Here is a 14,326-nt window from a genome sequence, read left to right as displayed (position 1 = left end):
AATAAATACTATTTAGCAAAACCGCGTAACGGTAGTGCTGTGGTCTGTAACCAGTTTTCAGGAGCATATTCACACTCACCGTCAGTAACATGCAATGTATACGCTTGGCGTGACTTAGACGAGCGATTAGGCGCGCTGTAATGCGGTAATAACCCTTGGAACATAACTAAACTTCCCGCTTTTACTTCAACCGATACTCCGCACTTTTCTGTTGGCCATGGCATTGGGTCTAAATTAACCATAGTGGTTTGTTGGTCGTGTAAATTAAAACGTTCTCTTAGTGGCCCCAAATGTCCTGCAGGCTCAACCCACAAACAACCATTTTCTAAAGTCGCGTCTTCAACGGCAAACCATAAAGTGATCACGCTTTGCGGTGTGGTAAAAAAGAAACTCGCATCTTGGTGCCAATTAACAATGCCACCAATTTTAGGCTGCTTAAAAATATACATAGACTGACGAATTTGCGGTGTCTTCATACCAAGATCTGATATCAGCTCACCTAATAATTTCTTATGACTAAAGTCATTAAATACAGGGTCTAACTCATGTAATGCATGGCCAATTTTATTAATGCATAAAGAACGTTCTTGCACTAACTCGCCCTGGTCATTAAATGCTTCTTCTTCAAAAAAGCATCGTATCTTTTCTGCTGACTCTAGAAAGTATGAGTCATCACTGCGGTCATTGTCATTTGTGGTAAAAACATGATCTGGGCTATCTTCTGCCCACTGCTCAACAAGGGTATTGGCACGTTGTTTTATGGCGTCGATATCAGCCAAAGGAATAATTTCGTCCAACACAATGTAACCTTGTTCATTGAAATGTGTAATTTGCTCAGCTGACAACATTGTAATATTCCTAAGTGATGAGTTTAAATTCAGAGATATTGTTTACTCTTGGTAATGACTATAGCCCGAACCAATATTTTCTAATATTGAATAAATGGAATATACGACTTTCCAAATAGGAATATTAATTTAGCGAATAGCTAAGGTACTCTGCGTTTATATTTTAAGGTGCCCGCAGTAGAGAATAAAAATGAAGCTAAATTTTCATAAATCCCTTTGGGAAGTGCAATGTACAAACCCGAGTGAATTAAGCCATTACTTGAACGTAATTAACAATGAAGGTTACCAAGGAACCGAGTTGTTTTTACCTTTTTACTCTATTGATGTGGATACCACATTAAAAGCTCACGCGGAATTTGGCTTAGATATAATAACGGGTATTGCGACAGACGGCGCAAATGTACAACAACATTTAGCAAGCCTGACCAAACAAGTAGAGCAAGCGTTAGAGTTTTCTCCCACTTTAATCAATTGCCATACAGGCCGAGATATTTTTAGCCTAAAAGACAATCTAGTTTTATTTGAAGCGGCACTTGAGTTAGAGCAAAAGCATAACGTAACTATCACCCATGAAACACACAGGTTTAGACCGACCTTTAGTACTTTTGGCACTGAACAAATTATAGATGTGTTGCCGGAGTTAAAACTTAATTTAGATATTAGTCATTGGATGGTAGTACACGAGTCAGACTTATCTGATCAAATTGAGCGACTGAATAAACTATTTAAGTCTGTGTATCACATACATGGCAGAGTTGGTTTTGAAGAAGGCCCGCAAGTTACTAATCCAGAAGATGAACGTTGGCAGGCACATTTAATAAATCATACCCAGTTATGGCAAGCGGTTGTTGATAACGCGGCAGCTCGTCAAGATAACAGTTTCACTATTACGCCAGAATTTGGCCCATTTCCATACGCACACATTCTTCCAGCAACGGGTGAACACTTAGCGGATATATGGCGCGCAAATAGATTTATGAAACAACATTTATCTGAGCAGTTAACTACTCCAAAATAAGTAACAAAAATAGCTAACGACCATAAATAACAAATAGTGCCTGATTAGTATCGGGCGCTGTTTAATATCAAGTTCAATTGATATGAGCCTATAAGCTGAGAGCTGAGAAATAATAGTTATGAGCGTTGTATTAAAATTGTATCTTGGTTAAGAATTTAAGCTAGGAAGTATTTGTTGGTTTGCTTTGCTTTATAGAGCTTGAGCTTGAGCTCGATTTTGCTTTATTGGGTTTTATATTACTGAGGAAAGCTTTGATATAGAAATGGTGCCGACTGCCGGAGTCGAACTGGCGACCTACTGATTACAAGTCAGTTGCTCTACCAACTGAGCTAAGTCGGCACATAATCTCTATACAAGAGCATTTTTTAGCAGCGGTTTTCTTGAAAAGAAATGCTAGTAAAAAATGGTGCCTCGACCCGGAATCGAACCAGGGACACGAGGATTTTCAATCCTCTGCTCTACCGACTGAGCTATCGAGGCACATGACAGTCATACTTGGTAAATATGAATGCTTTAGTGCAGTTAACTTTTCTATAATTTCTTACAAAAGGTGTTAACCAGTACCACTCAACAAGAGTCTCCTTGCTGAGGGCGTGTATTAAACGGATTTTGGCTTTTCAAGTCAACCTATTTCTCATATATTTTCACTGAACGGACAGTTTTTACACTATTTGCCGTATTTAGCCCAAAAACAGCAGTTAACTATCGAACAATTGCCCCAAAAAGTGATGCTTATATGTTTTAAATAATTTAACAACGAGACTGAAAATAGGCTTTAGTGTGGATATTTTGTTAATTTCTTTAAGTACATTCCAATGCCAGGCACTAAGTAATAAAAAAGTGCGAAGCGTGCAATAGAAAAACAGCCAAACATTTCTATTTTATTTAAAACAATAAAAAGCCAGCTAATAAGCTGGCTAAATAAAAATACAATTGTGTTAACGCTGATTATGCTTTTGGCACGTAACCTTCAACCGTTACTTCTTTACCTTCAAACAAGAAACCAACCATCGCATCTTCTAACAATTGGCGATCTTCAACTTTTAACATCGACAATTTATGTTCGTTAATTAACATAACTTGCTTCTTTTGCCATTCAGCCCAAGCTTGTTTTGAAATGCCATTGTAAATACGAGTGCCGATATCGCCAGGATACAATTGAAAATCTAATCCTTCAGCGTCTTGTTTTAAATATTCGCAAAAAACCGTTCTAGCCATGACTTAATAACTTCTGTTAATTTTAATTGCCAATATTGTAATCAAATTTTTAATAAGCACCAGCTTTCAATACGTTTAATAACTTTTCTGTTACCGCAGACTTACCAATTTTAGATGTTTCATCGTCTTCATTGGCTAATGAATACCAAATATCACTACTGTCATTGATCACATTAGGCTTAGACGCTACTGACACGACAACAGGCTGAATATCCAAATGGTAATGGCTAAACGTGTGACGGAATAATAAGTCTTCATTAAAATCTAACTCATCTACCGACATAGGTAATGACTGCTGTTGAAAATATTGTTCTAGCTGAGATAGCTCTTCAAATTCAGGATAAGAATATAACCCGCCCCAAATACCCGTTTGTGGTCTTTGGTACATATAAACCTGTTTGCCTGTTTTATTGGCGGCACCGCTTTTGCTATTAGACGCAACTAACAACAACATGTACACAAACTTAATTGGTTTGTCTTTTTTAGGTTTGGAATAAGGGAAGTCGGTGGTTCGTTCTAACGCTAGTGCCTGACATTTACTGCTAACTGGGCATTGCTCACACTTTGGTTTTGAACGAGTGCAAACGATTGCCCCCAAATCCATCATCACCTGGTTAAAGTTATCGATACGTTTAACTGGTGAAAACTGCTCTGCAATTTGCCAAAGTTGGTTTTCTACGGTTTTCATACCCGGCCAACCTTCTACCGCCATAAAGCGAGTTAACACACGTTTTACATTACCGTCTAATATCGGATGATGTTGCCCTAAAGAAAGTGACAACACAGCTCCAGCGGTTGAACGGCCAATTCCCGGTAACGCGATAACTTGTTCAAAATCTGTAGGGAATTGTCCCTGGTATTCAGTCGCAATTATTTGTGCGCTTTTATGTAAATTTCTGGCTCTGGCGTAATAACCTAAGCCGGTCCACAAATGTAAAACATCATCTTGTTTAGCATTGGCTAAATCGGTCACCGTTGGAAACAAACTCATAAAACGCTCAAAGTATGGAATAACCGTTGTTACTTGCGTTTGCTGCAACATAATCTCGGAAACCCAGACTTTATAAGGCGTAACATCCTGCTGCCACGGTAAGTGTTTTCTACCGTTATTGTCGTACCAAGTTAACACCGAGTCTGAAAACCAAGTTGGAAGTTGTTTATTTACTGCTGACATTTAAACCAATTACACGCTGTGAACCATAGTATTTTGCGATGATATCAGACTCCCAACACAAATCCTTTCTTGAGTTAGAGTAAATAAGTGCAATCATCCACAGCCTCAGCTTTATTTGTCTTTACTTTAACTTCTCTGCATTAGATAAATAAAGCGCTTGAGCCAAACTGCAGTGTGTAAGATAATGCCGCGGTTAATAGACTGAATTATTTAGGTGACCGTAAAAATGACTGAACAAAAACACACATCCGTTGAAGAAGCCAAAGCAGATGGTAAGTACATTCGTACCATAAAAAGCTTTGTAAAACGTGAAGGTCGCCTAACAAAAGGTCAACAAGCTTCTCTTGATGCACACTGGCCAACTATGGGGCTAGAGCACAAAAATGGTCTTATTAATCCAGCTGAACTTTTTAATAACGACGGCAAACTTATCTTAGAAATTGGTTTTGGTATGGGCGCATCGTTAGTTGAGATGGCTAAAAATGCACCTGAGAGTAACTTTATTGGTATTGAAGTACATACTCCAGGCGTTGGTGCTTGTTTGTCATCAGCCAGTGAAGCTGAGATCAATAACATAAAATTATATGAACACGACGCAATTGAAATATTGGGTGATTGTATACCTAACGAAAGCTTAGATACGGTGCAATTGTTTTTCCCAGACCCTTGGCATAAAACCCGCCATCATAAACGTCGCATCGTACAGCCTGCCTTTGTTGAGTCGTTACGCACTAAATTAAAAATGGGCGGCGTATTCCACATGGCAACAGACTGGGAAAATTACGCTGAACACATGATAGAAGTAATGAATGCTGCTGAGTCTTTTGAAAATGTCGCCACCAATGGTGACTTTGTTGAACGTCCAGAGCACAGACCATTAACTAAATTTGAACAACGTGGTCACCGTTTAGGTCATGGCGTTTGGGATATTATGTTTAAACGCATTAAATAGTTTGATAGGGGTCAGAGTAAAATTAAATAATGATTAAACTCATTTAATTTTACTCTGACCCCTTTTGTTCCTCTTCCGCTAATCAAGTCAAAAAAAATAAAGAGTAAATATGTTATTTGCAGAAAACCAAGTTGTAGAACGTAATATTGATCACTTACCTGCGGGCAATGTGTTGTTATTAGATTTATTAAATGACGATGCTATTGCTGAGTTTAGTGCTCAACGTTCCGACATTAATTGGTTTGGCTTCACTCCGTATGTTGACACCCACCAACTTAATAAAAAAAATAATGTTGTGTTTGGTGCTTGGTTAGAAGAAGAGCAAGTTAACAATACAAAATTTGATGCTGTGGTTATTTACTTCCCAAAAACCAAATTGCGTTTTGATTATTATTTGTCGATGATCTCAAAACACTTAAATAAAGACGCCACCATATACATTGTTGGTGAGAAAAAAGGTGGAGTAAAAAGTTGTGATAAAGCATTAGAAAGTTATTGCGATGTCACGGCTAAATTAGATGGCGCACGTCATTGCATGTTGTTTACCGCCACCTTTAACAATCACGTTTGTACTAAGACAATGGAAGATTGGTTTAGCACGTCGGAAGTAACGGTAGAAATAGAAAAACAAGCGGTTACCGTGCAACTTGTTGCGTTACCAGGCGTATTTAGCGCAAACAGTTTAGACAATGGTACTCAACTCCTACTAAATACAATCACAGATGTAAAAGGCCATGGTTTAGACTTTGGTTGCGGCTGTGGGGTAATAAGTGTTGCACTAGCTAAACGTTACGATTGTTCTATGACCGCCATTGATGTTGACGCATTAGCGGTAGAAAGTAGTAACAGAACGTTTGCAGTCAATAATGTTGATGCCAAAGCAAAACCATCTAACGGATTGTCTGCCGTTTTAAGCTCTGGTGAGTTCTTTAAGTTTATTGTGACTAACCCGCCATTTCATACGGGCACAAAAACGGATTACACGATCACTGAGCAACTTATTAAACACGCACCAAAAATGTTAAAGCGTAAATATCAATTCTGGATGGTAGCAAATGCATTTTTACCTTACCCAGAACTGTTTAAACAACATTTTAAATACGTTGAAATTAGAAATAAAAACAAACGCTTTAATATTTATTACACTGGCCGCTCTTCTTAGTTAAGACTAAGAATCCCCTTATTAGCCAGCGTCTCTAAATTAAACAGTCTCTGTAATAAAGTTAATCTTCTTAAAAGTTAACTTTATTACAAGCAAAGCGCAGTGATGTTTTCTGCGTAATTTAGAGATGTTTCGGGGAATTTATTGCATAACCACCAAACACAGGTTAAGTTAATTACTCAAAGAGAATAATAGGTATCTCGTCAGACCCAGTTATTACTTAGGAAGAGTAAGCGTGACAAAGTTTAAGTCTAATCTATCTTTAAAAACATTAATCACGACCGCACTTGTTTCTATAAGTTTAGTGTCGTTATTGTTCTCAATAATATCTACCACGCTCTACAGTAATGAAAAAAATAAAGAAGACGCCACCCGTTTTATAAAAACCATCGCTAACATCGTCTCTTTTAATTCCCAGTTATCTTTATCTTCCAATCAACGGAATGACCTCAATGATTTTTTATCCACATTACAAAAAATCCAAGAGATCAGTAATATCCACGTGTATCGTGTTGATGACGAAACTAAAAAACTAGAATATTTTGTCAGTTTTAACCAACAAGGTGTTCCACCGATTGCCCCTCAATTTGAAAAAATAAAACAATTATCTAACGCCATATTCACAGACAATATAGTGGAATATGGTTTACCAGTATTAGACCCAACGACCTCGGAACACATAGGTTTTGTCTACTTAAGAATGCAACTTCCTAGCTACAACGCCAACTTTTTGAGCTTAGCTAATTACAATATTGCCGCTGGTGTTCTAATTTCGCTAATTGCATTTTTTACATCGTTAATGTTAAGCCGACGCATCCTTTCCCCTATTAATACTTTTATAAAAAACATTAAAAACCTGACTTACGACAAAGACTTTAATACCCAAGTTAGTAGCCCACAGTTAACCGAAATGGTGCCATTAGCTAACTCAGTGAATGCGATGTTAGCCAGAATATACAAACAAATTCATAAGTATGCGGAAGCTGAAAAAGAGATCACTGAGTTAAACCAAAACCTAGAAGAAAAAGTGGTGATGCGCACACAAGCATTAAGAAACTCTAATCAAGAATTACTAGACGCATTAGAGCAAGTTCATCAGTACCAATCACAAGTTATTCAGTCTGAAAAAATGGCGTCCTTAGGTCAAATGGTTGCAGGTGTTGCCCATGAAGTTAATACGCCGATTGGTTTAGGTGTTACGGCATCAACTATGATGTCTGACCGAATTGACGACATGAAGCAGGAACTTGAAGCACAAACGTTAAGTGCCAAAAAGCTGGCTAAATTTTTGGATGAAAGCAAAGAAAACACTCAGATAATTTATCGTAATTTAAGCCGAGCAGCGGATCTTATTAGCTCGTTTAAACAAGTCGCCGTAGACCAAACGGCAGACACAATTAGAAAAGTAAAATTCAAAGAGCTTTTATACGAAATCATCATGTCTTTGCATCCAACGTTAAAACAGTCGAAACATGAAGTGGTTGTTAATTGTGATGGTGACTTAGAAGCGAACACTAAACCTGGACCAATCAATCAGATAATCATCAACTTAATCATGAACTCTATAATTCATGGCTTTGAGTCTATGGAAGCTGGCGTAATTGAAATATCAGTAACCATGAAACGTAACAGATGCAAGATTGAAGTGTCTGATAATGGTAAAGGCATCGAAGAAAAAATTAAACAAAAGATCTTTGACCCATTTGTCACAACCAAACGCGGTGAAGGCGGTTCTGGCCTTGGCATGCACTTAGTTTATAACTTAGTAACACAAGCATTAAATGGCAGTATAGAAGTGGAAAGCGAGTTAGGAAATGGCGCCCATTTCATTATTGAATTCCCAGTTAATAATGTTTACGTGAAAAGTTAGTCTGTAAAGCTCTATACGCCAGTTACAAATTTACGCCTTCAAATAGCCCACACAACAGGTGTAAATATTTGTGTCCTTTTATACCCGAGTAAATTAATCAGGTATTTATCCTGAATGACTTAATTTACTGCTTAATATATGGTATAAACACGCCCTGTCATTTAGAAATCAGACCACGAGGCAACATCTCGGCTAGATGATAACAATACCAAATACGAATTTTTTCAGCCCTCTCTTTGACACACGAGGGCATTTAATGCTGACTTAATTGTCAAATTGGAGAATCCATGACAACCAAAATGCCTGATATCGCAAACCAAGCCCAAGCCCAAACTGAGGGTGTTTTAGACTGGGTAGGTATGAGTAATATAGAAATGCCAATTATGGTAGAGATGCAAGGTGAAACTCGTCAGGTGTCTGCTTTAGTTGAAGCATTTGTTAATTTAAAAGATCCAAAAGCGAAAGGCATTCATATGTCTCGCTTGTATTTAATGTTGGATGAATTATCAGTAGAAGGTAGTTTAAACAAAGCGACATTAACTGACCTACTTACTAACTTTATTCAAAGCCACGAAGACTTAAGTGACAGTGCTCACCTTAAGTTTGAATTTGATTACCACATGCGTAGAAAGTCGCTTATCAGTGGTAAACGTGGGTGGAAAGCATATCCTGTGGTTATTACTGGCAACTTAACTAATGGCGTTTTAGATATCGAACTTGCAGTGAAAGTGCCTTATTCTTCTACATGCCCTTGTTCTGCAGCCCTAGCACGTCAATTAATTCAAAATGCATTTAATGACAAATTTACTGGTGATGTAAGCGCAGAAGAAATTCATCAGTGGTTGGGCACTACCGAAGGTATTGTCGCGACACCGCATAGCCAACGTTCTATTGCAGAAGTAAAAGTTAAATTGGCTGATGACATCACTGAGTTCCCTCTTGTTGATTTAGTTGATGCGATTGAAAATGTATTACAAACTCCAGTACAAGCTGCAGTTAAACGTGAAGACGAACAAGAGTTTGCCAGACTTAACGGCCAAAACTTAATGTTCTGTGAAGATGCAGGCCGTCGTATTAAACATACGCTTGATGCAATCTCAGGATATAAAGATTTCTGGTTACGAGTGAATCACTACGAATCTTTGCATGCTCACGACGCGGTTAGCGTTGCAAGTAAAGGGATCGCAAACGGTTACGCTTCAAAATAAAAGAACACATATATATTCAAACACCCTACGGGGTGTTTTTTTATGTCTGGATATTATTTTCTTGTAATTTAATTACACAAGAATCAAGCATATACCCGTAAAACTCCCTTCTTATACCTTTTTTTGAAATTTAATTTCTATTTACTCTAGAGTAATTAACCTATTTTGTATTGACCTAGTTTAAAAATCTAGCTATGTTGTTCGGCCGAATGCATTTTAAAAAAACCCCGTATGTGAATGTATATTCACATTAACTGCATCCATATTTCATATATACTTAATAAAAGACGATAAAAAAGCGTTTGGAAATACATAATAAAAGGCGATAAAAAACGCCTATAAATGGTTGCTTGGTTTAGAGGAGGATACCAGCTTGAATAACACTGGTTCTAAAAAAATACAATTAATGCACAACAGCCAAGATGTTCGTGAGAACTGCGGCTTTGGTTTGATCTCTCATCTTGAAGGTGAGCCTAGCCATAAGATAGTGCGCACTGCGATTACTAGCTTAGATAGAATGCAACATCGTGGCGGTATTTCTGCCGACGGTAAAACCGGCGATGGTTGTGGTTTACTAATTCAAAAGCCTGAAGCGTTTTTCCGAGCAGTAGCTGAGGAAAGCGGCTGGCATTTAGGTAAGAAATTTGGCGTTGGTGTCATATTCTTAAGCCAAGATCCGATTAAAGCGGCTAGAGCCAAAAAGATCATTGAAAAAGAAATTGAGCAAGAGACCTTAGAAATTGTTGGCTGGCGCGTAGTTCCAACCAATCCTGATATTTTAGGTGAAATAGCTGCAGCATCATTACCGCAAATTGAGCAAGTATTTGTTAATGCTCAATCTGGCTGGCGTAAAAAAGATTTTGAACGTCGCTTATATATGGCTAGACGTAGAATAGAAAAACAACTTGAAGACGACGAGGATTTTTACATCCCGAGTTTAAGTTGTTTGGTAACTATCTATAAAGGCTTAGTCATGCCTAAAGATTTACCAAGGTTTTATTTGGATTTAGCTGACATTAGATTGGAAACCGCCATCTGCGTATTCCATCAGCGCTTCTCTACTAATACAACACCACAATGGCGTTTAGCTCAACCGTTCAGATTTTTAGCTCACAACGGTGAAATTAATACGATTAAAGGTAACAGACAGTGGGCACAAGCTCGTGAATATAAATTCCGCTCACCTCTAATTCCTGATTTACAAGATGCAGCGCCATTTGTTAGCAAAACTGGCAGTGACTCAGGCTCGTTAGATAACATGCTTGAGCTATTTTTGGCCGGTGGTTTAGATTTATTCCGCTCTATGCGTTTATTAGTTCCGCCTGCGTATCAAAATCATCCAGCGATGGATGCTGAGTTAAAATCGTTCTACGAATTTAACTCTATGCACATGGAACCATGGGATGGCCCTGCTGGTATCGTAATGACAAATGGTCGTCACGTAGCTTGTAACTTAGACCGTAATGGTCTGCGCCCTGCTCGTTACACTATTACTAAAGACAAGATACTGACCTTAGCGTCTGAGTCTGGAATTTGGGATTACACACCTGATGAAGTTATTGAGCAAGGTCGTGTTGGTCCAGGTCAAATGCTTGCAGTTGACACCTATGTTGGCAAAGTTTGGCACTCAAACGAGATAGATAACGATCTTAAAGGTCGTCATCCGTATAAAGAATGGTTAGAGAAAAACATTTGTCGATTAAAACCATTTGAAGAATGTGAAGGCGAACAAATAGGCCAACGTCTGTTTGACGACCAAACTCAAGCGGTTTATCACAAGCTATTTAATTACTCGTTTGAAGAAATTGAACAAGTAATGAAAGTGCTTGCCAAAGACGGACAAGAAGCGACAGGCTCTATGGGTGATGATGCACCTATGGCGGTTATGTCTAGCCAAAAACGTAATTTTTATGATTACTTCCGTCAATTGTTTGCACAGGTAACCAATCCACCAATAGACCCATTACGTGAAAATCACGTTATGTCATTGGCAACATGTATCGGCCGTGAACAAAACGTATTCAACGAGACCTCTGGTTACGCACATCGCGTGTTATTGGAATCACCAGTATTAATGTATACCGACTTAGACCAATTAAAAGAGTTTGATGAAGAACATTACTACACTGAAACTGTCTCTATTCTTTACAACCCAGAAGAGAAAAGCTTAAAAGAAGCAATCGAATCTGTGTGTCAGACAGCCGTAGAAGCGGCAAGAGACCGTAACGCTGCAATAATAATACTATCTGACCGCTCAATAGAAAAAGGTCTAGTGCCTATTCCTGCGGCAATGGCAGTTGGTGCTGTGCAAAATACGTTGGTGTTAACACACTTACGTTGTGACGCGAATATTGTTGTTGAAACTGCATCAGTAAGAGACTCACATCACTTTGCTGTTTTATTAGGTTTAGGTGCAACTGCTATCTACCCATACATGGCGTATGAAACTGTAGAGCAGTTTGTCGAAAATGGCAGCATAGATATTCCAGTTAAAGAAGCTGTAATTAATTACCGTAAAGGGATTAAGAAAGGCTTATTTAAGATCATGTCTAAAATGGGCATATCGACGATTGCTAGCTACCGTTGTTCAAACTTATTTGAAGCCGTTGGTTTAGACTCAGATATTATGGCGCTTTGCTTCCCTAACATCACATCACGTGTTGAAGGCGCAAGTTTCAAAGATATCCATAAAGAGTTATGCCTTAACGGAAAAGACGCTTGGTTAAAACGTAAGAGTATTGCCCACGGTGGTTTATTAAAATACGTTCATGGCGGTGAATATCACGCTTATAACCCTGACGTAGTTCAGTCGTTACAAACGGCTGTTAAATCTGGTAACTATAGCGATTATCAAAAATTCTCAAGCTTAGTTAATGACCGTAGTCCGGCTCATTTTAGAGACTTGATGAAACTGAAAAAACAAACGCCTATTTCAATCGATGAAGTGGATGATGCAAGTCACTTATTCCGTCGCTTTGACTCTGCCGCTATGTCTATTGGTGCATTAAGTCCAGAAGCACACGAAGCACTTGCGCAAGCAATGAACAAGCTTGGTGGCAGTTCTAACTCAGGTGAAGGTGGTGAAGATCCTCGCCGTTTTGGAACAGATAAAAATTCTAAAATTAAACAGATTGCATCTGGTCGATTTGGTGTAACACCTCATTACTTACGTAATGCAGAAGTGCTGCAGATTAAAATTGCCCAAGGCGCAAAACCTGGTGAAGGTGGTCAATTACCGGGTGATAAAGTTTCTGCAGAAATCGCAAAACTTCGTTATTCAGTACAAGGTGTAACATTAATATCACCTCCACCTCATCACGATATTTATTCAATTGAAGATTTAGCTCAGCTTATTTTCGACTTAAAACAAGTTAATCCAAAAGCCCTTGTGTCAGTGAAATTAGTATCTGAACCTGGTGTTGGAACTATTGCCACTGGTGTTGCTAAAGCAAATGCTGACTTAATCACTATCTCTGGTTTTGACGGCGGTACCGCAGCGAGTCCTTTATCGTCGGTTAAATACGCGGGTAGTCCGTGGGAATTAGGCTTAGCCGAAACTCACCAGGCTCTTGTTGAAAATGGTTTACGTCATAAAGTGAGAGTGCAAGTTGATGGCGGTTTAAAAACTGGTTTAGACGTAGTCAAAGGCGCTATCTTAGGTGCAGAAAGCTTTGGCTTTGGAACAGGGCCTATGGTTGCCTTAGGTTGTAAATTCCTACGTATATGTCATTTGAATAACTGTGCCACAGGTGTTGCAACTCAAGATGAAAACCTACGTAGAGATTACTTTGCTGGGTTACCTGTGATGGTTGAAAACTACTTCATTGGCGTTGCCAGAGAAGTTAGAGAGATCATGGCCTCCATCGGCATTACTAAGCTTGAAGATTTGGTAGGTCGTACAGATTTACTTGAGATAATTGCTGGTAAAACAGAGAAACAAAACAAACTGCAACTTGCTGGCATACTTGCTTCAAGTGGCGTTAAGTCTGAACATCCAAGTTATTGTGTTGCGAAAAATGAACCATTAGACAATGGTGATTTGAATCTGAAAATTGTTGCTGATACAAAAGACGTTGTTGCCCGTAAGTCAGGTGGCGATTTCTATTACGATATCCGTAATACCGACCGTTCAGTAGGTGCAACATTATCTGGTGAAGTGGCTGATGCTCACGGAAACCAAGGTATGGCTACAGACCCAATCACGCTTCATTGTACTGGTGTTGCCGGTCAAAGCTTTGGTGTTTGGAACGCAGGCGGTGTTTATCTTCACTTAATTGGCGATGCAAATGATTACGTTGGTAAAGGCATGGCAGGCGGTAAGATAACGATTCATCCTCCAAAAGGTGTGCGTTATATTAGTCATCGTTCAGCTATTATGGGTAATACATGTTTGTACGGTGCAACAGGCGGTTGGTTATTAGCGGCTGGTTGTGCAGGTGAACGTTTTGCCGTAAGAAATTCTGGAGCCGTTGCTGTTGTTGAAGGCGTTGGTGACAATGCTTGTGAATATATGACAGGCGGACAAATTGTTGTCCTTGGTGATATCGGTGTTAACTTCGGTGCAGGTATGACAGGTGGTTTTGCATATATCCTTGATTATAACGACCACCTTAAAAACAGATTGAATCATGAGCTTATTGAAGCACTAGACATTAATATGTCTATTCATGCTGAAAATCTACGTGGATTAATTAACCAGCATTTTGAAGAAACTCAAAGTGAACGTTCAGGGCAGATCTTAGCTGAATTCGAACAATGGTTACCAAAATTCAAACTTATTAAACCTAAAACTTCAGATGTAAATGAACTGTTAGGTCACCGTCACCGCTCTTCTGCAGAGCTACGTGTTCAGGCAATGTAGAGCGAGGAAAAACTT

The 14,326-nt window shown here is 38.8% G+C and carries 9 protein-coding genes and 2 tRNA genes; 6 read left to right on the top strand and 5 right to left on the bottom strand.

What is annotated here, in order from left to right; all coding sequences use genetic code 11:
- Positions 1-8 precede the first annotated feature (8 nt).
- Positions 9-848 (bottom strand): phytanoyl-CoA dioxygenase family protein, encoded by an 840-nt coding sequence (locus BTO11_RS06145; protein WP_105051776.1) that lies wholly within the window; start codon positions 846-848, stop codon positions 9-11.
- Between the two features lie 190 nt (positions 849-1,038).
- Between BTO11_RS06145 and BTO11_RS06140 the strand changes: the two genes are divergently transcribed.
- Entirely contained in the window at positions 1,039-1,866 is an 828-nt protein-coding gene (locus tag BTO11_RS06140) for a sugar phosphate isomerase/epimerase family protein (protein ID WP_105051775.1), read from the top strand.
- Positions 1,867-2,129: 263 nt separating this feature from the next.
- Here BTO11_RS06140 and BTO11_RS06135 read toward each other — a convergent pair.
- The 4 genes from BTO11_RS06135 to mutY all read right to left on the bottom strand — a co-directional run bounded on the left by BTO11_RS06135 (position 2,130) and on the right by mutY (position 4,258).
- Positions 2,130-2,205, bottom strand: a tRNA-Thr gene (locus tag BTO11_RS06135).
- Between the two features lie 65 nt (positions 2,206-2,270).
- Positions 2,271-2,346, bottom strand: a tRNA-Phe gene (locus tag BTO11_RS06130).
- A 468-nt stretch (positions 2,347-2,814) separates the two neighbouring features.
- The gene (locus BTO11_RS06125) at positions 2,815-3,084 is read right to left on the bottom strand and encodes an oxidative damage protection protein (RefSeq protein WP_105051774.1); all 270 of its coding nucleotides are present in this window, start codon (positions 3,082-3,084) and stop codon (positions 2,815-2,817) included.
- Positions 3,085-3,133: 49 nt separating this feature from the next.
- On the bottom strand, positions 3,134-4,258 hold the full coding sequence (gene mutY, locus BTO11_RS06120) for an A/G-specific adenine glycosylase (RefSeq protein WP_105051773.1): 1,125 nt from the start codon (positions 4,256-4,258) through the stop codon (positions 3,134-3,136).
- A 226-nt stretch (positions 4,259-4,484) separates the two neighbouring features.
- Here mutY and trmB point away from each other — a divergent pair, with 226 nt between their 5' ends.
- The 5 genes from trmB (at position 4,485) to gltB (ending at position 14,311) form a co-directional block, all read left to right on the top strand.
- The gene (trmB, locus tag BTO11_RS06115) at positions 4,485-5,210 is read left to right on the top strand and encodes a tRNA (guanosine(46)-N7)-methyltransferase TrmB (RefSeq protein WP_105051772.1); all 726 of its coding nucleotides are present in this window, start codon (positions 4,485-4,487) and stop codon (positions 5,208-5,210) included.
- A 109-nt stretch (positions 5,211-5,319) separates the two neighbouring features.
- Positions 5,320-6,372 (top strand): methyltransferase, encoded by a 1,053-nt coding sequence (locus BTO11_RS06110; protein ID WP_105051771.1) that lies wholly within the window; start codon positions 5,320-5,322, stop codon positions 6,370-6,372.
- A gap of 235 nt (positions 6,373-6,607) precedes the next feature.
- Positions 6,608-8,242 (top strand): HAMP domain-containing sensor histidine kinase, encoded by a 1,635-nt coding sequence (locus BTO11_RS06105; RefSeq protein WP_105051770.1) that lies wholly within the window; start codon positions 6,608-6,610, stop codon positions 8,240-8,242.
- Positions 8,243-8,529: 287 nt separating this feature from the next.
- The gene (gene folE2 / locus BTO11_RS06100) at positions 8,530-9,450 is read left to right on the top strand and encodes a GTP cyclohydrolase FolE2 (RefSeq protein ID WP_105051769.1); all 921 of its coding nucleotides are present in this window, start codon (positions 8,530-8,532) and stop codon (positions 9,448-9,450) included.
- 406 nt (positions 9,451-9,856) lie between these two features.
- The gene (gene gltB / locus BTO11_RS06095) at positions 9,857-14,311 is read left to right on the top strand and encodes a glutamate synthase large subunit (protein ID WP_105053672.1); all 4,455 of its coding nucleotides are present in this window, start codon (positions 9,857-9,859) and stop codon (positions 14,309-14,311) included.
- Positions 14,312-14,326: the final 15 nt, after the last annotated feature.

This window comes from Psychrosphaera saromensis, assembly GCF_002954545.1.
In the GTDB taxonomy this organism is placed as follows: domain Bacteria; phylum Pseudomonadota; class Gammaproteobacteria; order Enterobacterales; family Alteromonadaceae; genus Psychrosphaera; species Psychrosphaera saromensis.
Note: the sequence above shows the minus strand (reverse complement) of the source record. Positions and strands in the feature narration are given on the sequence as shown.

Bases quoted from the DNA above. Each gene is read 5' to 3' on its own strand.
- BTO11_RS06145 (WP_105051776.1), bottom strand. From the start codon at position 848: ATGTTGTCAGCTGAGCAAATTACACATTTCAATGAACAAGGTTACATT.
- BTO11_RS06140 (WP_105051775.1), top strand. From the start codon at position 1,039: ATGAAGCTAAATTTTCATAAATCCCTTTGGGAAGTGCAATGTACAAAC.
- BTO11_RS06125 (WP_105051774.1), bottom strand. From the start codon at position 3,084: ATGGCTAGAACGGTTTTTTGCGAATATTTAAAACAAGACGCTGAAGGA.
- mutY (WP_105051773.1), bottom strand. From the start codon at position 4,258: ATGTCAGCAGTAAATAAACAACTTCCAACTTGGTTTTCAGACTCGGTG.
- trmB (WP_105051772.1), top strand. From the start codon at position 4,485: ATGACTGAACAAAAACACACATCCGTTGAAGAAGCCAAAGCAGATGGT.
- BTO11_RS06110 (WP_105051771.1), top strand. From the start codon at position 5,320: ATGTTATTTGCAGAAAACCAAGTTGTAGAACGTAATATTGATCACTTA.
- folE2 (WP_105051769.1), top strand. From the start codon at position 8,530: ATGACAACCAAAATGCCTGATATCGCAAACCAAGCCCAAGCCCAAACT.
- gltB (WP_105053672.1), top strand. From the start codon at position 9,857: ATGCACAACAGCCAAGATGTTCGTGAGAACTGCGGCTTTGGTTTGATC.